This is a genomic window from Empedobacter sp. 225-1, from assembly GCF_030328185.1.
In the GTDB taxonomy this organism is placed as follows: Bacteria; Bacteroidota; Bacteroidia; order Flavobacteriales; family Weeksellaceae; genus Empedobacter; species Empedobacter stercoris.
This window is the reverse complement of the sequence record NZ_JACALO010000003.1, coordinates 70,339-90,811: the sequence shown is the minus strand read 5'-3', so window position 1 is coordinate 90,811 and position 20,473 is coordinate 70,339. Positions and strand designations below refer to the sequence as shown.

Annotated in this window: 17 protein-coding genes; 14 read left to right on the top strand and 3 right to left on the bottom strand. The window is 33.8% G+C overall.

Translation table 11 applies throughout. From position 1 onward, the window contains the following. Window positions 1-38: 38 nt before the first annotated feature. The 3 genes from HX088_RS01820 to HX088_RS01810 form a co-directional block, all read right to left on the bottom strand. Complete coding sequence (locus HX088_RS01820; protein ID WP_188320067.1) at window positions 39-1,175, bottom strand: efflux RND transporter periplasmic adaptor subunit; 1,137 nt, start codon at window positions 1,173-1,175, stop codon at window positions 39-41. Between the two features lies 1 nt (window position 1,176). Continuing rightward, window positions 1,177-5,505: a CusA/CzcA family heavy metal efflux RND transporter gene (locus HX088_RS01815; protein ID WP_286483149.1), complete on the bottom strand. Its 4,329-nt coding sequence runs from the start codon at window positions 5,503-5,505 to the stop codon at window positions 1,177-1,179. 98 nt (window positions 5,506-5,603) lie between these two features. Then, window positions 5,604-5,984, bottom strand: coding sequence for a hypothetical protein (locus HX088_RS01810; RefSeq protein WP_284583637.1), 381 nt, complete (start codon window positions 5,982-5,984; stop codon window positions 5,604-5,606). Between the two features lie 416 nt (window positions 5,985-6,400). Between HX088_RS01810 and HX088_RS01805 the strand changes: the two genes are divergently transcribed. The 14 genes from HX088_RS01805 (at window position 6,401) to paaI (ending at window position 20,436) form a co-directional block, all read left to right on the top strand. Next, window positions 6,401-7,558 (top strand): homogentisate 1,2-dioxygenase, encoded by a 1,158-nt coding sequence (locus HX088_RS01805; RefSeq protein ID WP_171622472.1) that lies wholly within the window; start codon window positions 6,401-6,403, stop codon window positions 7,556-7,558. Window positions 7,559-7,764: 206 nt separating this feature from the next. Continuing rightward, on the top strand, window positions 7,765-8,895 hold the full coding sequence (hppD, locus tag HX088_RS01800; RefSeq protein ID WP_171622473.1) for a 4-hydroxyphenylpyruvate dioxygenase: 1,131 nt from the start codon (window positions 7,765-7,767) through the stop codon (window positions 8,893-8,895). A 163-nt stretch (window positions 8,896-9,058) separates the two neighbouring features. Beyond that, window positions 9,059-10,318 carry a dihydrolipoamide acetyltransferase family protein gene (locus tag HX088_RS01795; protein WP_188320063.1) on the top strand — a complete coding sequence of 420 codons (1,260 nt, stop codon included), beginning with the start codon at window positions 9,059-9,061 and terminating at the stop codon, window positions 10,316-10,318. Window positions 10,319-10,324: 6 nt separating this feature from the next. Beyond that, window positions 10,325-12,379, top strand: coding sequence for an alpha-ketoacid dehydrogenase subunit alpha/beta (locus tag HX088_RS01790; protein WP_286483145.1), 2,055 nt, complete (start codon window positions 10,325-10,327; stop codon window positions 12,377-12,379). Between the two features lie 115 nt (window positions 12,380-12,494). Further along, on the top strand, window positions 12,495-13,832 hold the full coding sequence (locus HX088_RS01785; RefSeq protein ID WP_225541957.1) for a phenylacetate--CoA ligase family protein: 1,338 nt from the start codon (window positions 12,495-12,497) through the stop codon (window positions 13,830-13,832). A 6-nt stretch (window positions 13,833-13,838) separates the two neighbouring features. Continuing rightward, complete coding sequence (locus HX088_RS01780) at window positions 13,839-14,411, top strand: TetR/AcrR family transcriptional regulator (protein WP_171622477.1); 573 nt, start codon at window positions 13,839-13,841, stop codon at window positions 14,409-14,411. 1 nt (window position 14,412) lies between these two features. Then, window positions 14,413-15,495: a 1,2-phenylacetyl-CoA epoxidase subunit PaaE gene (gene paaE / locus HX088_RS01775; RefSeq protein ID WP_225541958.1), complete on the top strand. Its 1,083-nt coding sequence runs from the start codon at window positions 14,413-14,415 to the stop codon at window positions 15,493-15,495. Window positions 15,496-15,517: 22 nt separating this feature from the next. Beyond that, window positions 15,518-16,483: a 1,2-phenylacetyl-CoA epoxidase subunit PaaA gene (gene paaA, locus HX088_RS01770; RefSeq protein ID WP_260543050.1), complete on the top strand. Its 966-nt coding sequence runs from the start codon at window positions 15,518-15,520 to the stop codon at window positions 16,481-16,483. A 4-nt stretch (window positions 16,484-16,487) separates the two neighbouring features. Further along, a complete protein-coding gene (gene paaB / locus HX088_RS01765; protein WP_188320061.1) occupies window positions 16,488-16,775 on the top strand; it encodes a 1,2-phenylacetyl-CoA epoxidase subunit PaaB in 288 nt (95 codons plus the stop codon). A gap of 3 nt (window positions 16,776-16,778) precedes the next feature. Next, complete coding sequence (gene paaC, locus HX088_RS01760; RefSeq protein WP_286483138.1) at window positions 16,779-17,555, top strand: 1,2-phenylacetyl-CoA epoxidase subunit PaaC; 777 nt, start codon at window positions 16,779-16,781, stop codon at window positions 17,553-17,555. Beyond that, window positions 17,549-18,037 carry a 1,2-phenylacetyl-CoA epoxidase subunit PaaD gene (gene paaD, locus HX088_RS01755; protein ID WP_171622482.1) on the top strand — a complete coding sequence of 163 codons (489 nt, stop codon included), beginning with the start codon at window positions 17,549-17,551 and terminating at the stop codon, window positions 18,035-18,037. Before paaC ends, paaD begins: the two co-directional genes overlap by 7 nt. 6 nt (window positions 18,038-18,043) lie before the next feature. Beyond that, window positions 18,044-18,829 (top strand): enoyl-CoA hydratase-related protein, encoded by a 786-nt coding sequence (locus HX088_RS01750; protein ID WP_225541959.1) that lies wholly within the window; start codon window positions 18,044-18,046, stop codon window positions 18,827-18,829. Between the two features lie 3 nt (window positions 18,830-18,832). Continuing rightward, entirely contained in the window at window positions 18,833-19,990 is a 1,158-nt protein-coding gene (locus HX088_RS01745) for a 3-hydroxyacyl-CoA dehydrogenase NAD-binding domain-containing protein (RefSeq protein ID WP_225541960.1), read from the top strand. Between the two features lie 29 nt (window positions 19,991-20,019). After that, window positions 20,020-20,436: a hydroxyphenylacetyl-CoA thioesterase PaaI gene (gene paaI / locus HX088_RS01740; RefSeq protein WP_171622485.1), complete on the top strand. Its 417-nt coding sequence runs from the start codon at window positions 20,020-20,022 to the stop codon at window positions 20,434-20,436. Window positions 20,437-20,473: the final 37 nt, after the last annotated feature.

Sequence of the window (20,473 nt, the reverse complement as noted above, 5' to 3'; positions counted from 1 at the left end):
AATATCGCTCGTTTTTTGTAATTAAATTAGTGAAAGTATTATTCTTCTTCACCTTCATTTTTCATCGCATTCAATAGATTATAAGATCCTTTTGCTATATAAACCTTATTTGAGTTTTGAGGCGATTTTATTTCTACCATTTTATTTGATGAGATTCCGATTTCTACAGGAACTAAACGAAATTGATTTTTGTTTTGTCTTTCGAAAACATAATCTTTACCTTCAAATTGAACAATTGCTTCTTCTGGTAACACATTTGCATCCAAAGAGTTTACTTCTAACTCAATATTAAAGTACATATTAGCTGTCAGACGTGTTCCATTTGCATTGGTAATTTTAGCAAAAATATCTACTGTTCCATCTTCATTTACTTGGTTAGAAATAGACGTTATTTTGGCATCCAATTTTTGATCAGGCTTCGTATTGGTATAAGCTTTTAGAGTTTGTCCAATTTGAATATTACCCAAATCTTTTTCAAATACTTTTACGTTCAATAAAGAACGATCTGGATTAATAATTTCTAACATCGCATCAGCAGGTGAAATGTATTGTCCTTTATTTGCAAAAACTTGACTTACCATTCCACTGATTGGTGCATAAACATTGATGGTACGACGAATGTTACTCAATGAAACCGAAGATGGATTGATGTTCATTAATCGTAATTTTTGTTCCAACGAACTTTTTTTCACCATTAACGATTGACGCGTTGCTTTGGCTTGTTGCATCACCTTATCACTTGCAGCTTGCTCAGCATTCAACTCTTTTTGACGAATATAATCTGCATTTGCCTGCTCTAATAAAGCTTTTGTCGTTAAATAGTCTTCTTGCATTTGGATATATTGCGGATCTTCTAAAACGACCAAAACTTGTCCTTTATTCACATAATTTCCTGGAATAAGGGCAATTTGTTTCACATAACCACCAAACGCATTCGTAATCGAAATTGTATTTTCAGGCGTTACTGCTGTTTTCGCATTCAAACGAATAGTTGTTGGTAAATTTTGATGTTGAAACGAAACGGTATCAATGTCAAAATTCTTTAATTGTGCATCTGTTAATTTCAAAATAGAAGTCGAAACTTCTTCTTTTTGATCTTCTTGCGGTTGTGCTTCTTCTTTGCTACAACTCATAACGACAAGAGCTGTACAAAGCATTAAAATATATTTTTTCATGTTATTCTGCGGTATAATAAGTCATTGCGGCATATGCCTGTTCACGTAAATTTTTAGCTTCTAAAAATGTTGTTTTCACTTCGATGATTTGATTATTTAAAATCACCCAATCCAAAAAGTTTATTTCTCCTTCTAACAATTGACGATTAATCGTTTTTTGTAAATCATTAGATGCTGGAAGTTGAGTTTGTTCATAATCATGGACGATTTCATCATACATATTGACTTGATTTTTTAAAACATCATAATCATGTTGCATTTTAGCTTGTTGCAAGATGTAAGCTTGTTTTGCAAGATTAACCTTAACTTTCGATGCCTCTATAGATGAGTTAATTCCACGATTAAACAAAGGTAGACCAACACCAACTTGAAATGAATTGTATCGATTGTTGTCTAAATCAGAAAAACTTTGATTAGAATAACCTACCGTAAATACAGGAATTTTTTTCGATTTTTCTACCTCAGTTTCTAATGTAGAGGTTTGTATCGTTTCCTCTGCTAATTTTAACAATGGATGAGAATTTGACACAGCAGTACCTGCAATTTGACTCCAATTTACACCATCTTGAGTTGGATAAATTTTAGCTGTAGAATTCGTTAAAAATTGAATTTGTCGTGATGAGTTTTCTAATTCAACATCCATTAACTTGAGTTGATTCTGAATCGATTTTAATTGAATAATTGCTGTTGAAACTTCACTACGATTCGATTCTCCTTTTTTCAGACGTAGATTAGCTTTCTTTAAAAACTCGTCATAAATTGCTTCGTTTTCTTTTAATAAATCCTTTTTAGATTCATTGTTTTGCATGTTTACATACAAATTTGCTAATCGTTGTTTGATCTCAATTTTTGTTAATTTTTCATTTGCTTTCGAAGCATTAATCATTTGTTCGTTTAATGCTTTTTGACGTTTGAAAACGACAGGAAATTGAAAAGATTGTGATACTGAAATGACATTATCAAACTCAGCAGAATTGACTTGTCCAAATTCAGTCGAGATATCCAAAGGAGAAAGTGAACGATTCGCATAGATATTTTTCTCGTGATAAACCGTATTCAATTCAGCTTGTTTCACTTCAAGATTATTCGCATCCGCCAAAGCAACAACTTCATCAAAGCTCATACGGTTTTGTGCTTGAGCAGAAGCTCCAAACATTGTAAAAACAATAACTAAAGCAGCAGGAAGCGCTTTTTTATTTATTCTTTTCTTTTTAAAATGAATATTTTCGAACATAACATATAAGATTGGTAAAACAAATAAAGTTAGGAAAGTAGCACCCATTAAACCTCCAATTACGACTGTTGCTAACGGACGTTGCACTTCGGCACCAGAACCATTACTGATTGCCATTGGTAAAAATCCTAAAGAGGCAACTGTTGCAGTCATTAATACGGGACGAAGACGTGTACGTGTTCCCATAATTACAATTCGAGTCGTATTTTTGATGCCATGATCACGCAAACGATTATATTCTGAAATTAAGACTATTCCATTTAAAACAGAAATCCCAAATAGCGCAATAAAACCTACACCCGCACTAATACTAAAAGGCATATCACGTGCAGCTAAGAATAAAATTCCACCAATAGAGGATAGTGGTATAGCTGTATAAATTAATAAACTTTCTTTAACTGATTTGAATGCAAAGTATAATAATATAAAAATTAGGATTAATGCAATAGGAACGGCGATACCTAAACGCGCTTTGGCATGATTTAAGTTTTCGAAAGCCCCATCGTAGGTTGCATAATAACCTGTAGGAAATTTGATTTTTTCATCAACTTTTTGTTGTAATTCTTGAACAACACTTTCTACATCTCGGTCTTTTACATTAAAACCAACAACAATTCGTCGTTTTGCATCTTCTCGTTGAATTTGGTTTGGCGTATTTTTATATTCTACTTTAGCCAATTGATTCAAAGGGATTTGTACTCCAGAAGCAGTAGGTATCAATAGATTTCGAATGTCGTCTATATTGGTGCGTTTTTCTTCTGCCAAACGAACAACTAAATCAAAACGTTTTTCACCTTCGAAAACCATTCCTGTGGATTGTCCAGCAAAAGCCATATTGATAATTCGATTTGCTTCACCAACAGTCAATCCATATTGTGCTAATAACCCTCGATCAAACTCGATTACTACCTGTGGAATTCCATTAATTGGTTCGATATACAAATCTTGCGCACCTTCAACCGTATTAATTATTTTTCCTAATTTGGTTGCATTACTCGCTAAACTATCTAAGTTTTCACCAAATATTTTTACGACAACATCTTGACGCGCACCAGTCATTAACTCATTGAAACGCATCTGAACAGGGAATTGAAAACCAGTAGAAAGACCTGGAATATTTTCTAAAGCTTTGCTCATTTTGTCTGATAATTCAGGGAAAGTTGTTGCAGAAGTCCATTCTTTTTTCGGTTTAAGAACAACAATCATATCACCTGTATCCATTGGCATAGGGTCAGTAGGAATTTCACCACTACCAATTTTGGTTACTACCATTTCAACTTCAGGAAATTCATCTTTTAAGATTTTAGAAGCTTTGGTTGTATATTCTTTGGTTGTCGAAAGATTACTTCCAGGTAAAACTCGTGCTTCAACAGCAAAATCGCCTTCTTCTAAAGCTGGAATAAATTCACCACCTAAACGAGACATGACAAAGATTGCAATTGCAAAAAGCGAAAAAACAACAACTAAAATAAGGTTTCGAACGCGTAATGCTTTCATTAAATATTTTTGATGAAAAACTTCAACTTTTGCCATTACACGATCCGAAAGATTTGGTTTTACTTTCTTCTTTTTACTTAAGAATAAACTGGTCATCATTGGAACATAAGTCAACGAAAGAATAAACGCTCCGATTAAAGCAAAAGCCACAGTTTGCGCCATTGGTCTAAACATTTTTCCTTCGATTCCTTGTAATGTGAAGATTGGTAAATAAACAATTAAGATAATAAATTGACCAAAAACCGCTGAATTGACCATTTTTTTAGCAGAAGAACCAACCGTTTGATCCATCTCTGTTTGCGTTAATTTATTCTTCAACCCAAACTTTTTATTATGTGCCAATTGATGCATAGCGGCTTCAACAATAATAACTGCTCCATCGACAATTAATCCGAAGTCTAATGCTCCTAAGCTCATTAAATTTCCTCCAACGCCAAAGATGTTCATCATGATTATAGCGAACAACAATGACAAAGGAATGACAGAAGCAACAATGAATCCGGCACGTAAATTTCCTAAGAAGATAACTAAAATAAAAACAACCATTAAAGCACCTTCAAGTAAGTTGGTTTCTACAGTTCGAATAGTATTATCAACCATTTTTTTGCGATCCAAGAAAGGTTCAACTATCACACCTTCAGGTAACGTTTTTTTAATTTCTTCGATACGTTCTTGTACATTTTTGACAACTTCATTACTATTTGCACCTTTCAACATCATAACAACTGCACCAGAAACTTCTCCGGTATCGTTATATGTCATTGCGCCATATCGTGTTGCAAAACCAGTTTTAACATCCGCTACATCTTTCAGTAAAATAGGTAATCCGCTTTGAGAACGTTTCACTAAGATATTTTCGATATCTTCTATTTTACCTATTAAACCTTCAGAACGAATGAACAATGAAGTAGGGCCTTTTTCAATATAAGCTCCTCCTGTATTTTGATTGTTCTCACTTAATGCATCAAACAAATCATTGATGGTTAGGTTAAACGATTGCAATCGTTGTGGATTAATTGCGATTTCATATTGTTTTAGTTTTCCTCCAAAACTACTGACATCAGCTACGCCAGGAACCCCTAAAAGTTGTCGACGTACAATCCAATCTTGAATGGTTCTTAATTCTGTTTCATCATATTGGTCTTCATAACCTTCAGCAGGTCGAACGACATATTGATAAATTTCACCTAAACCTGTAGAAATTGGACCAAGTTGTGGTTCACCAATTCCTTCTGGAATATCGTTCTGAACTTGTAACAGTCGCTCACTAACTTGTTGTCTTGCCCAATAAACATCTGTTTCATCATCAAAAACGATGGTAACTAAAGATAAACCAAAACGTGAAAAACTTCGAATTTCCGAAATTCCACCAATATTAGAATTGGCTTGTTCGATAGGGAAAGTCACCAAACGCTCAATATCTTCTGCACTAAAAGAAGGCGCAACGGTGATAATTTGTACCTGATTCGATGTGATATCAGGCTGTGCATCGATGGGTAATTTTGTTGCGTCGTAAATTCCAAATATCAACAACGCGACAGTAAACAAACCCACGATAAATTTATTCTTGATTGAAAAATCAATAATTTTATTTAACATCGTAAAATTGTATAGATTAAAAATGTGCTATATATAAAATGTAAATAGCTGAAAATAGATAAATTAAACGATCAATTTATCTTGAAAATCTAAATGTATTACGCTTGTTTTGGCGGTTGCCAAATAGAATCTAAATAATGCGAATAAAGAAAATCTTCGTTAAAAGATTTAATAGAGTTAGTTGATATTTCCTTATCTAAGTGGAGTACATCAAACAAGATAATTGGAGAATAAAAAAAGTCAATATGAACAGTTTCTATTTTTACGAAAGGTAGTTTTTGATCAGTTTCCCAGTCGTCATCCACTTCATGACCTCCGTAATGGTGTACCAAAAAGACTTTCATTTCATGGATAAAATCTCCTCCGGTGTCATGCTCGATGAAATGAGAAATAAGCACAGGCAATTTATATAACTGACAAAATTGAGTAGATGTCGTTATGTACAAAAAAATTAAAATCTTTGTAGCCCATATCTTCATACTACAAAAGTATTGATTTTAAATCTGATATTAACAGTTGTTGTACTATTATTTATCAGTTTTATATTAAAACTGAAAGTTTTTTATCAATACAAATTACGAAGCTTATTCTTTTTTATTGCATAATCTAAAACAGATATGGACATCATTTGGTTCTGAAATCATTGCAAACGTTGAAAATAGTGAGTTTCTATTTTGCTCAATCGGAAAAAGTTTCTATCTTTGAGTTAACCACAGAAAAGAAATGCAAACAATTAAAGTAAATATAAAACCTTTATTTGTTGGAATGAATAAGCAAACTTCTGCTTTACTTTCCAAAATTGTATTTGCTCAATATTCACTTTAGAATATTGCAGATTATTTGTTGACGAAATTCGTCATCTATTTTACCTTTTCATCAAAACAACAAACAAAATATGCCACTTTATCATCATTTGGGAGAATTTCCACAAAAGCGACATACTGTATTCCGAAAACCAAATGGAGAATTATATGCAGAAGAATTAGTTTCTACGCATGGTTTCTCGAGTACGTATTCTAACGTTTACCACTGTTATCCGCCAACTTTGGTTAAAGAAATTAATGAACCTTATTCGGTAGAACCGAAAATAGCTCGCGCAAAACATTTAAAACATACTTCTTTAAAAGGGTTTAAAGTCAAACCAACAAAAGATTATTTAGCATCTCGAGTACCCGTTTTAGTTAACAACGATTTGCATATTTCATTAGCAGCGCCACAAGAATCAATGACAGATTACTTCTATAAAAATTCTATGGCGGATGAAGTGATTTTTATTCATGAAGGGTCTGGAACTTTAAAAACAGGTTATGGTCAAATTGATTTTGAATATGGTGATTATTTAGTGATTCCACGTGGAATTATTTATCAACTTCATTTTAATGACGAAAATAATCGATTATTTATTACAGAATCTTTTAGCCCTGTAGAAACACCTCGTCGTTACCGCAATCATTTTGGTCAATTAATGGAGCATTCTCCTTTTTGTGAGCGAGATATTAAACGTCCTCAAAATCTCGAAACGAATGATGAACACGGGGATTTTAAAATAATGATTAAAAAAGAAGGATTGATTTACCCTTATGTTTATGGTACACATCCTTTCGATTTTGTTGGATGGGATGGTTATCATTATCCTTGGGCTTTTTCGATTCATAATTTCGAACCAATAACAGGTCGTATCCATCAACCACCTCCTGTTCATCAAACTTTTGAAGGAGCAGGATTTGTAATTTGTAGTTTCGTTCCCCGCTTATTTGATTATCACCCGAACGCAATTCCAGCACCTTACAACCATAGTAATGTAGATTCAGATGAAATTTTATATTATGTAGACGGTGATTTTATGTCGAGAAAATCGGTTGAGAAAGGACAAATTACCTTGCATCCAGCAGGAATTCCACATGGACCACATCCAGGGACAGTAGAAAAATCGATTGGCGCAAAAGAAACACACGAATTAGCTGTGATGATTGATCCATTTCGACCATTAATGTTAACAGAGCAAGCGATAGAATTAGAAGATCCAGATTATTATAAATCGTGGCTTTATTAAAGGTTATGAATAGTGCGATTAGAGTTTTGTTCTAAGTTCTAAGATGTGGATTTTATCATTCTGAGCTTGTCGAAGAATCTCGAAATACATTTGATACAATATAATAATAAAAAGAAACTGAAATAAATTCAATATCACAATAAATGATAAAATAGTAAAACTTAATACATTTTACATAATACAATAAAAATAAAAACACAATAAAAATGAGTACACAAACATTTGCAGAAAAGATTGCATTAGCACAAGATTTCCTTCCCATTAATGGAACTGATTACATCGAGTTTTATGTAGGAAATGCAAAACAAGCTGCACATTATTATAAAACAGCATTTGGATTTCAGGAAGTTGCGTATGCCGGCCCAGAAACTGGTGTAAGAGATAGAGCTTCTTATGTTTTACAACAAGGTAAAATTCGTTTGGTTCTAACTTCTGGATTAAAATCAGATTCGCCAATTTGCCAACATGCGATGAAACATGGAGATGGAGTAAAAATTTTAGCACTTTGGGTAGATGATGCTTATGATGCGTTTGAGCAAACAACAAAGCGTGGAGGAAAACCTTACATGGAACCAACTACTGTTACAGATGAATTTGGTGAAGTAAAAATGGCAGGAATTTATACGTATGGAGAAACAATTCACATGTTTATCGAGCGTAAAAATTATAATGGCCCTTTTATGCCAGGTTATGTAAAATCTGAGTCAACGTATCAACCTACAGATTGTGGTTTGTTATATGTTGATCATTGTGTTGGGAATGTAGGATGGAATCGTATGAATGAGACCGTTCAATGGTATCAAGATGTAATGGGATTTGTTAATATTTTATCATTTGATGATAAACAAATTAATACAGAATATTCGGCATTAATGTCGAAAGTGATGAGTAATGGAAATGGTTATTCTAAATTTCCTATTAATGAACCAGCTGAAGGTAAAAAGAAGTCTCAAGTTGAAGAATATTTAGATTTTTACGAGGGAGAAGGAGTGCAGCATATTGCTGTTGCAACTAAGGATATTATCAAAACTGTTACAGAGTTAAAAGCACGCGGTGTAGAGTTTTTATCAGCTCCACCAGAGGCATATTATGATATGATTCCGGAGCGCGTTGGAGAAATTGATGAAGATATCAAAAAGTTACAAAATCTTGGAATCTTAGTTGATTGTGACGAAGAGGGTTATTTGTTACAGATTTTCACAAAGCCTGTTGAAGATCGTCCAACATTATTTTATGAAATTATCGAACGTCATGGAGCACAATCTTTTGGAGCAGGTAATTTCAAAGCATTGTTTGAAGCCTTAGAAAGAGAGCAAGACAGAAGAGGAAATTTATAAATTTTTAAAGCCATTGGTTTAATTCTAATGGTTTTTTTATTGAAAATAAGTTGATAGAATAGCTTAAATTTTAATGCTAAATAGCAGGTTAATATTTAACTAACATTAATTAGTTTTATAAAAATTGATTATCTTCAACGCATTAAAACTGCAAACAAATAAAATGAAAAATATAGAACTAACGATTCCAAAATTGGGAGAAAGTGTTGCGTCTGTTCAACTTGTTCGTTTTACAAAAAACATTGGCGATTTCATAAATGAAGATGAAATAATAGCTGAGGTTTCGACGGATAAAGTAGATTCAGATGTACCTTCTACAAAGGCTGGAAAGATTATTGAATTTAAATTTGATGAAGGTGATGAGATCAAAATTGGAGAAGTTTTTGCCATTATAGAACCTTCTGAAAATGAACTAAATTTAGTTGACAATAGCACAATTATTGAAGAAAAAACAACTCAACCGAATTTAACTTCTCAACCAACGAATAAAGTTGATAGTAATCAATTTTTATCACCTTTAGTTAAAAGTATTATTCAAAAAGAAAACTTACAAACAGAAGATATTTCTCAAATAATAGGATCTGGTAAAGATGGAAGGATTTCTAAGAATGATGTGTTGAATTACATTAAAAATAAATCATTTACATCTAATCATTCAAGTAATACTTTAAGTCAAAATACAGTTGTTTCAAGTACTTCTATTGGTGCAAAAGATGAAATCATTGAGATGGATAAAATGCGTCAAATGATCTTAAAACACATGAAACATAGTAAACAGACTTCCCCTCATGTAACAGCTTATGTTGAACCAGATGTGACAAATTTTGTAAAATGGCGCGAAGAAAATAAAGGTGCTTTTGAAGCAAAATATAAACAAAAATTAACGTTTACGCCTTTGATTGTTGATTGCGTTGTTCGTGCAATAAAGGACTTTCCTATGATTAATGTATCAGTTGATGAAACAGAGACTAAAATAATCAAACACAACGAAATAAACATTGGAATTGCTACTGCATTACCAAATAATAATTTGATTGTACCGGTGATTCATCAAGCCAATGAATTGAATTTAGAAGGCTTAGCAAAACATGTTAATACTATTGTAGATAAAGCGCGTACAAATAAACTTTCTCCAGATGATGTTCGAGGCGGGACATTTACAATAAGTAATGTTGGTACGTTCGGAAACTTAATGGGAACGCCTATTATTAATCAACCTGAAGTTGCCATTTTAGCAACAGGTGTAATTAAGAAAAAGCCTGCAGTTTTAGAAACTGAATTTGGTGATATTATCGTGGCGAGACAATTTATGTATTTATCACTTTCTTTTGATCATCGTGTAATCGATGGTTCATTAGGAGGAGTTTTCTTGAAACGAATTTCAGATTACATGGAGAATTGGGATGTTAATACACAAATTTAATTAAAAATGGAAACCACAACAGCATCAACAACATTATTAAAAAAAGCATACGAATTATTAGTTACAGCTAAGGCTTTAACCGAATTATACGAAGAAAATAAAACTACAACAAGTAAATATGTACACGCAACTTCGCGTGGACACGAAGCGATACAAATTGCAACAGGTTTACAATTATTACCACAAGATTATTTAAGCGCCTATTACCGTGATGATGCGATGTTATTATCGATAGGAATTACGCCTTATGAATTGATGTTGCAGCTATTAGCAAAACGAGATGATATTTTTTCGGGAGGAAGAACCTATTATTCTCATCCAAGTTTGCGTCGTGATAATATGCCAAAAATACCGCACCAAAGTAGTGCAACGGGCATGCAAGCTATTCCTACAACTGGAATTGCGATGGGAATGCAATACAAAGAATTGGAAGGTCTTTGTCGTGATGAGGTTAAACCAGTCGCAGTATGCTCCTTAGGTGATGCTTCATGCACAGAGGGTGAGGTAGCAGAAGCTTTTCAAATGGCAGCTTTGAAACAATTACCTATTTTATTTTTGGTTCAAGATAATGAATGGGATATTTCAGCATCAGCAGATGAGATTCGAGCTCAAGATATAGCGCATTATGCGAAAGGTTTTAAAGGGTTAGAAGTGTTTGTAGTTGATGGAACTGATTTTTTAGCATCCTATAACACTATTCAAAGAGCAATTGACACTATCCGTTCAGAACGTCGTCCGATTTTGGTTCATGCAAAAGTTCCATTATTAAATCATCATACATCTGGGGTTCGTATGGAATGGTACCGTGACGATTTAGAGGAGGCAAAAGCTCGAGATCCTTATAATAAATTAAGGGATACTTTATTAAATGAAGGTTTTGACGAAAAAGAGTTAATTGAAGTCGAAAACACGATTAAACAAAAAGTTCAGGCAGAATATCAACAAGCATTAAAAGCAGATGATCCTCGTCCTGAAGATTTATATACACATGTTTTTGCTCCAACATTAATTACCGAAGAAAAAGGAAATCGCTCTCCTGAAGGGAAGGATAAAACGGTAATGGTAGATTCTGCTCTTTTTGCAATTCGCGAATTGATGGCAAAACATCCTGAAGCATTATTATATGGACAAGACGTTGGTTTGCGTTTAGGAGGTGTTTTTCGTGAAGCAGCAACTTTGGCAAAACAATATGGAAAAAATCGTGTATTTAATACACCAATTCAGGAAGCGTTTATTGTTGGATCTACGGTTGGAATGTCTGCGGTAGGCTTGAAACCTATTGTAGAAGTGCAGTTTGCGGATTATATTTGGCCAGGTCTTAATCAGTTATTTACTGAAGTGGCTCGTTCAAATTATTTGTCAAATGGTAAATGGCCAGTTTCTATGATTTTACGTGTTCCGATTGGTGCTTACGGAAGTGGAGGACCTTATCATTCGAGTTCAGTGGAAAGTGTATTGACCAATATAAAAGGGATTAAAATAGCTTATCCGTCTACTGGAGCAGATTTAAAAGGTTTGATGAAAGCTGCTTATTACGATCCAAATCCTGTGGTGATGTTAGAGCACAAAGGTTTATATTGGAGTAAAATAAAAGGAACGGAAGATGCTGCAACAGTTGAACCAGATGAAAATTATATATTACCTTTTGGAAAAGCACGTGATGTTTTATTGGCAGAATCCTCTCAAAATCATAACTCTGTAACTATCATTACCTATGGTATGGGAGTTTATTGGGCTAAAGAAGCTGCAAAGGCATTTCCAAATCAAGTTGAAATTATAGATTTAAGAACATTGGTTCCTTTAGATGAGGAAACAATCTTTAATAGTGTAAAAAAACACAATCATTGTATTGTATTAACTGAAGAAGCTAAGCAAAACTCTTTTGCTCAAAGCCTTGCGGGTTTAATTAATGAAGAATGTTTTGAGTATTTGGATGCACCAATTCGAGTGTTAGGAGCACAAGACATGCCTGCAATTCCATTAAATTCTACCTTAGAAATAGAAATGTTACCAAATTCAGAAAAGTTAAAAACATTGATTAGCAGTGTGTTAAAATACTAAAAGTCATCAATTGATAAATAATTGTACTTTTTACACTAAAAAAACTAACAAACGTTAGTTTTTTTAGTTTTTTTGATTAAATTTGTTATTATCAAAAATCAAATCTGCAAAAATTATGATATTTAATCCTGGGATTGAACAGATGCCTATTGAGCAATTACGTGTTCTTCAGAACGAGAGACTTCAATCAATGTTAAAAAAAGTGTATAATAATGTACCTTTTTATAAACAAGCTTTTGACGAAGCTGGTATCAAGTTAGAAGATATTAAAGGTGTTGAAGATTTACACAAATTACCTTTTACAAAGAAAAATCATTTAAGAGAAAATTATCCATTTGGATTATTTGCAGAACCTAAAGAGAATGTCGTTCGTTTACATTGTTCAAGTGGAACAACTGGAAAACCAACAGTAGTAGGGTATACTAAGAATGACATCGAATTATTCTCAGAAGTAGTAGCAAGATCTTTAGCTGCTTCAGGATGTGAGCCAGGTATGACATTACAAAATGCCTATGGTTATGGTTTATTTACAGGAGGTTTAGGGTTGCACTATGGTGCTGAAAAATTAGGAATGACTGTTGTTCCAATTTCTGGTGGTAACACAGAAAAACAAATTATGTTATTGAAAGATTTTCAAGCTGATGCAATTTGTGCAACACCATCTTATGCGTTAACAGTTGCTGAAGAAATCAAGAAAAGAGGTGAAACTTTATCAGATTACAATTTAAAGTTTGCTATTTTAGGATCTGAACCTTGGTCAGAAGCATTACGGCAAGAAGTAGAAGGAAGTTTAGATATCAAAGCTTCTAACATCTATGGATTAAGCGAAATCATAGGTCCAGGTGTGTCAAATGAAGATTTCGAAGAACAAGGTACAGGATCGTATATTTGGGAAGATCATTTCTTTCCAGAAATCGTAGATGAAAAAACGGGTGAACCAGTTCCTTATGGACAACCAGGTGTTTTAGTTATCACTACACTTACAAAAGAAGCCTTACCATTAGTGCGCTATTGGACAGGAGACATTACAACATTAACGTACGAACATTCTAAGAAAAGAACACATGTCAAAATGGGACCTATTATTGGTCGTGCTGATGATATGATGATTATTCGTGGTGTGAATTTCTTTCATACACAAATCGCGGATTTTATTCCAGATTTCCCTGAATTATCACCAAATTATCAAGTAGTTTTAACGAAACCAAAAAATATGGATGCAGTAGAAGTTGGATTTGAAATAAATCCTGACTATTTTGCAGAAAAAGGTTTGACTTGTGATGATTTGAATGACGAATCTAATGTTGCGTGTTGCAAATTAGTCGCAAATATTCATAAAAAAATAAGAGACAACATTGGATTAGGAATGAATGTCAAATTATACCAAGTAGATGGACTTCCTAAAAGTGAAGGAGGAAAGTTGAACCGAATTATAGATAATAGACATTTATAAAACTATATGCCTAAGCAAAGTAAAAAAGAACTGATTATTAAAGAAGCTGCTTTAATCTTTAAACAAAAAGGTTATTCAGCAACGTCGATGAGAGAATTGGCTGAAAAAGTTGGAATGGAAGCCGCGAGTTTGTATAATCATATTCGCTCGAAAGATGAAATCTTAGAAGAAATTTGTTTTAAAGTGGCCAATCAATATGTTTCGCACATTAGCTCGATTGAAGATACTGAAGAATCAAATGTTCAGAAATTAAGAGATTTAATTCAACTTCACGTTCGAATGATTATTGACGAGCCAAACGAAGTATCTGTAGCAAATAACGATTGGAAAAATTTATCCGATACCAAAAAAGAATTGTATAAAACAATTAGAAAAGGGTATGAAAAACGGATTGCTAATTTAATCAAAGCAGGTATCGCATCTGGCGAATTCAAAAATCTTAATGTATCGGTTGCTTTATTTACTTTATTATCATCTCTTCGTTGGATAGAGTTGTGGTACAAACCAGGGCGAGATATAACACCTGATCAATTAGAAAACGATTTGATGACATTATTAATTAACGGATTTCAAAAATAATATGGCAGTAAATTTTCATAAACTACGCGTTAAAAATGTTAAAAAGGAAACACCAGATTGTGTATCCGTTACATTTGATGTGCCTGAAGAATTGAATCAAGAATTCAAATTTAAACATGGACAATATTTAACGTTTAAAAATATTCAAAATAACGAAGAAATTAGACGTTCTTACTCGATCTGTTCTTGCCCAATGGACGAAGAATTGAGAGTAGCTGTAAAGAAAATAGAAGACGGGGTTTTCTCAACATTTATCAACGAACAAGTTAAAGTTGGTGATGTTCTTGATGTAATGACTCCACAAGGAAATTTCTTTACAGAAGTACACGAAGATAACAAAAAATTATATGTAGGAATTGTAGCAGGATCAGGAATAACACCAGTTCTTTCTATCATCAAAACAGTTCTTAGAGCAGAACCAAATAGCGAATTTGTGCTATTATACGGGAATAGAAATAAAGGTTCAATTATCTTTAAAGAAGAAATTGAAGCACTTAAAAATAAATACATGCAACGCTTTAGCGTTTACAATATTTTGAGTCGCGAAACAGCTGATGCTGAAATTTTGAGTGGAAGAATTGATAAAGCTAAGATTGAGTATTTCTTACAACATATCATCAAACCAGAAGATGTAAGCGAAGTGTTCCTTTGTGGTCCTGAAGAAATGATTTTAAGCGGACGCGATGCTTTTGTAGAAGCAGGTGTAGATGCAAAACATTTGCATTTCGAGTTATTCTACAGTGCAACAGCTGAAGCGAAAAAGGTTGAACGTCAAAAAGCAGTCAAAAAGTCGGATGACACGATGAGTAAAGTGACCATCAAATTAGATGCAACAGCCTTACAAATTGACTTAGGTTACAACGGCGATACAATCTTAGATGCGGCTTTACAAAATGGTGCAGATTTACCTTACGCTTGTAAAGGTGGTGTTTGTGCAACTTGTAAGTGTAAAGTAGAGAAAGGTGAAGTAGAAATGGACATCAACTACTCACTTGAACCAGATGAATTAGAAAGAGGTTTTGTATTAGCGTGTCAAGCGCATCCTCGTTCTGCCGAAGTCGTGGTAGATTTTGATGCCAAATAATCAACTTTAAAAACTTTTTAAAATGAGTGCAAAAGAAATTGATTTTCAAGAAATCTTTGATCAAAAGATTGAAAATGAAGTTCGTATCGAACCAAAAGATTGGATGCCAGAAGCATACCGCAAAACATTAATTAGACAAATTTCTCAACATGCTCACTCAGAAATTGTTGGAATGTTACCAGAAGCAAATTGGATTACAAGAGCTCCTTCGTTAAATAGAAAGAAAATTTTATTAGCGAAAGTACAAGACGAAGCGGGCCATGGTCTATACTTATACTGTGCAGCAGAAACATTAGGAACATCTCGTATCCAAACTTTAAATGACTTACATTCTGGTAAAGCAAAATATTCTTCAATCTTCAATTACCCAACACTTACTTGGGCTGATATCGGAATGATTGGATGGTTGGTTGATGGAGCAGCGATTTTAAATCAAGTTCCATTGTGTAGAACTTCTTACGGACCTTACGCACGTGCAATGGTTCGTGTTTGTAAAGAAGAATCTTTTCACCAAAGACAAGGTTACGAAGCGTTAGTTGTGTTATCACGTGGTTCAGAAGAACAAAAAGCGATGATGCAAGATGCAATGAATCGTTGGTGGTGGCCTACATTAATGATGTTTGGTCCAAAAGACGAAGAATCATCTAACTCAGAATTATCAATGAAATGGAGAATTAAACGTTTTTCGAATGATGAATTACGTCAACGTTTTGTAGATGTTTCTGTTCCTCAAGCCGAATATTTAGGTTTAACAATTCCAGATCCAGATCTTAAATTTAATGAAGAAACAGGTCATTACGAATTCGGAGAAATTGATTGGGAAGAATTCTGGAATGTCGTTAAAGGAAACGGAAAATGTAACAAACAACGTTTAGATGCACGTCGTAATGCACACAACGAAGGAGCTTGGGTTCGTGATGCAGCAACAGCTTACCACGAAAAAAGAAAACAAAGAGAATTAGAAAAAGAACAACGCAAAAACGCATAAAAAGATGGAAAATAGAGATTGGCCTTTATGGGAAGTATTTATTAGAAGTAAACAAGGATTAGATCACAAACATGTAGGAAGTTTGCACGCAGCAGATGCTACAATGGCATTACAAAATGCGCGCGATGTGTATACACGTCGTTTAGAAGGTGTTAGTATTTGGGTTGTAGAATCAGTGAATATCCACGCATCAAACCCAGATGAATCTGAGCAATTCTTTGATCCTGCGGAAGACAAAGTATATCGTCATCCAACTTTTTATGATGTTCCAGAAGAAATTAAAAACATGTAATTTATGACAAGTACAGTTTATCAAAACAACCAAAATTACATCGATTTTATTTTGCATTTAGCAGATACAAATCTGATTTTGGCACAACGTTTATGCGAATGGTGTGGTCATGGACCAGTTTTAGAGCAAGATATCGCTATGTCGAATATGGCTTTAGACTTATTGGGACAAACCTCTAACTATTACAATTATGCAGCCGAAATAATCGGTAATGGTACAACAGAAGATACTTTAGCAATGTTACGCGAAGAACGCGAATACAAAAATTTATTGTTAGTAGAGCAACCAAACGGACATTTCGGTGATACAGTTGCACGTCAGTTTTTTTACGATTCATACCATGCATTATTGTTAGAGCAATTCTTAAAAGTAAAAGATCTTAAATTACAATCAATCGCTGAAAAATCATTAAAAGAAGTGAAATATCACTTAAAATGGTCTGCAGAATGGATGATTCGTTTAGGAGACGGAACAGAAGAATCTCACAATAAAATTCAACAAGCAGTTTATGATATTTTACCTTATGTAGGTGAAGCATTTATTTTAGCTCCTTATCAAAAAGCATTAATCGAAGAAGGTTTGATTGATAATCCAATCGATTTTAAAGCAACTTGGTTAGCCAATGTAAAAGCTGTTTTGGATGAAGCAACAATAGAAGCTGATGTCGAAAATACGTTTGCACAAAAAGGAGGTAAAGAAGGAGTTCATTCAGAACATTTAGGTTTTATCTTAACTGACTTACAATATATGCAAAGAACATATCCTAATTTACAATGGTAACAGAAAAAGAAATTTGGCAATGGTTGGAGGAAGTTCCTGATCCTGAAATTCCAGTGATTAGTGTACTTGATTTAGGAGTAGTACGTAAGGTGGAAATTACAGCAGATGAAAAAGTCAATGTAACCATCACACCAACATACTCTGGTTGTCCTGCAATGAGTGCGATTTCTATTTCTATTCGACTAAAATTAGTAGAGAAAGGATTAAAAAATATCAATGTCATCAATCAGTTGAGCCCATCGTGGACAACTGATTGGATGACTGAAGAAGGAAAACAAAAAATGAAAGCGTACGGAATTGCGCCTCCAACAAAAAATCCTTCGAGCGATGCGCTCTTTTCAGACGAACAAAATATCGAATGTCCACAATGTGGCTCGCACGATACGCGTCTTATCAGTCAATTTGGTTCAACGGCCTGCAAAGCTATGTATCAATGTAATAGTTGCCACGAACCGTTTGACTATTTCAAATGTCATCACTAAAAAATTATGGAAAATTCAACATCAATCCTATACACACAAGAGGGAGGAATTGCTACGATCACGTTGAATCGTCCTTCTGTTTTTAACAGTTTTAATCACGAAATGATTAAAGCCTTACAACATCATTTAGATGTTGCAGCTCAAGATGCCTCAGTTCGTGCAGTTGTATTAACTGCTACTGGAAAAGCGTTTTGCGCTGGCCAAGATTTAGGTGAAGTTTTAGATGAAAAAGAAATCGACTTCAACAAAATCGTCAACGAAAATTACAATCCATTGGTTCTTAAAATTAGAAACATGGACAAACCAGTTGTTGCTGCTGTAAATGGTGTTGCTGCCGGAGCGGGAGCAAATTTAGCTTTAGCTTGTGACATAGTGGTAGCTAAAGAATCTGCTAACTTTATACAGGCATTTTCTAAAATTGGTTTGATTCCTGATTGTGGAGGAACTTATTTTTTACCTCGTTTAATTGGTTTTCAAAGAGCAGCAGCATTAATGTTATTAGCTGATAAAGTTTCGGCTGAACAAGCAAAAGAAATCGGAATGATTTACGATTATTTTGCAGACGATACATTTGATGCAGAAGTAGCCAAAATTGCTCATAAATTAGCTAATTTACCTACAAAAGGATTGGCTTATACAAAGAAATTATTGAACCAATCATTTCAAAATTCAATTGAAGAACAATTAAAACAAGAAGGTCTTTTTCAAGCAAAAGCAGGAAATACAGCTGACTACAAAGAAGGTGTAGATGCATTTTTAGAAAAAAGAAATCCAGTTTTTAAAGGAGAATAAGCCATGAAAAAAATAGGAATTATTGGTGGTGGAGCAATGGGGTCTGGTATTGCGCAAGTTTTTGCACAATCAGGTCATCCCGTTGTTTTATATGACACTAACCAAGACGCATTAGATCGTTCAAAACAAAACTTAGCAAAAACGTTTGAAAAGTTAGTCGCTAAAGAAAAATATACCGCTGAAAAAGCACAAGAAATTCAAGCTAATATAGAATATGCTGCAAACTTAGATGCATTTTCATCTGCAGACTTAATCATTGAAGCAATTATTGAAAATTTAGATATCAAGAAATCGGTTTTCAAACAAGTAGAAGAAATTGTTTCTAAAGACTGTATTTTAGCTTCAAATACTTCATCATTATCCATTGCATCTATTGCATCGGCATGTTCTAAACCTGAACGTGTGATTGGGATCCATTTTTTCAATCCAGCACCATTAATGGCTTTGGTAGAAATTATTCCAGCTGTGCAAACACGCGAATGTTTGGCAGAAGAAATTAAAACGTTAATTCAATCTGTAAATAAATTACCTGTTATCACAAAAGATACACCTGGATTTATTGTCAATCGAGTAGCTCGTCCATTTTATAGCGAAGCAATTCGTTTATTAGAAGAAGGTGTTGCTGATGCAGAAACGATTGATTACGCAATGACATCTGTAGGAGGTTTCCGTATGGGACCTTTCGAATTAATGGATTTCATCGGTCATGATGTAAATTACCGTGTTACAGAATCGGTTTTCGAATCATTCTTTTACGATCCTCGTTTTAAACCATCTTTTTCTCAAAAAAGATTATTCGAAGCAGGATTTTACGGTCGTAAGTCAGGACGTGGATTTTACAATTATGCCGAAGGCATCGAAAAGAAAGCACCAGTTCAAGATCAAGCTTTATTAGAAAAAATCTTTAAGCGTGTTTTAGTTATGTTGATTAACGAAGCAGCAGATGCTTTATTCTTAAACATTGCAAATCGTGAGGATTTAGATACAGCGATGACGAAAGGGGTTAATTATCCAAAAGGTTTATTGAAATGGGCAGATGAATATGGTATCAAAAATGTACAAAACGATTTAGATGAATTGTACAATTATTACCATGAAGATCGTTACCGTTTGAGCCCTATTATCCGTAATATGGTGAAAGAAAACAAAACATTCTACTAAAAAATATCACAATACGAACACACAAAAAAATGGAACCACAAAAGTTATTAAATAGAATGCTTGACCACGATAAATTTAGCGAATGGTTAGGTCTTGAAGTGATAGAAGTAAAAGAAGGCTATGCAAAATTGCAAGCGAAAATTCGTCCTGAAATGATGAATGGAGTTGGCTCTGTTCATGGAGGAATTACATTTGCAATGGCAGATTCTGCTTTTGCTTTTTCTTGTAATATGTACAATAATATATCTGTTGCATTAGACGTTCATATTTCTTTTACAAAAGCTGGGCATGATGGAGATGTATTTACAATTGAATCACAAGAAGTTTCTTCAACTAAAAGAACAGGTATTTACGATATTAAAGTAACAAATCAAAATAACGAGTTAATTGCTTTATTTAAAGGAACTTGCTTTAGAACAGGTAAACCTTTAATTGAAGTAGCTTAACGTTAAACGGTCAACGCTGAACGACTTTCGTAAAGCA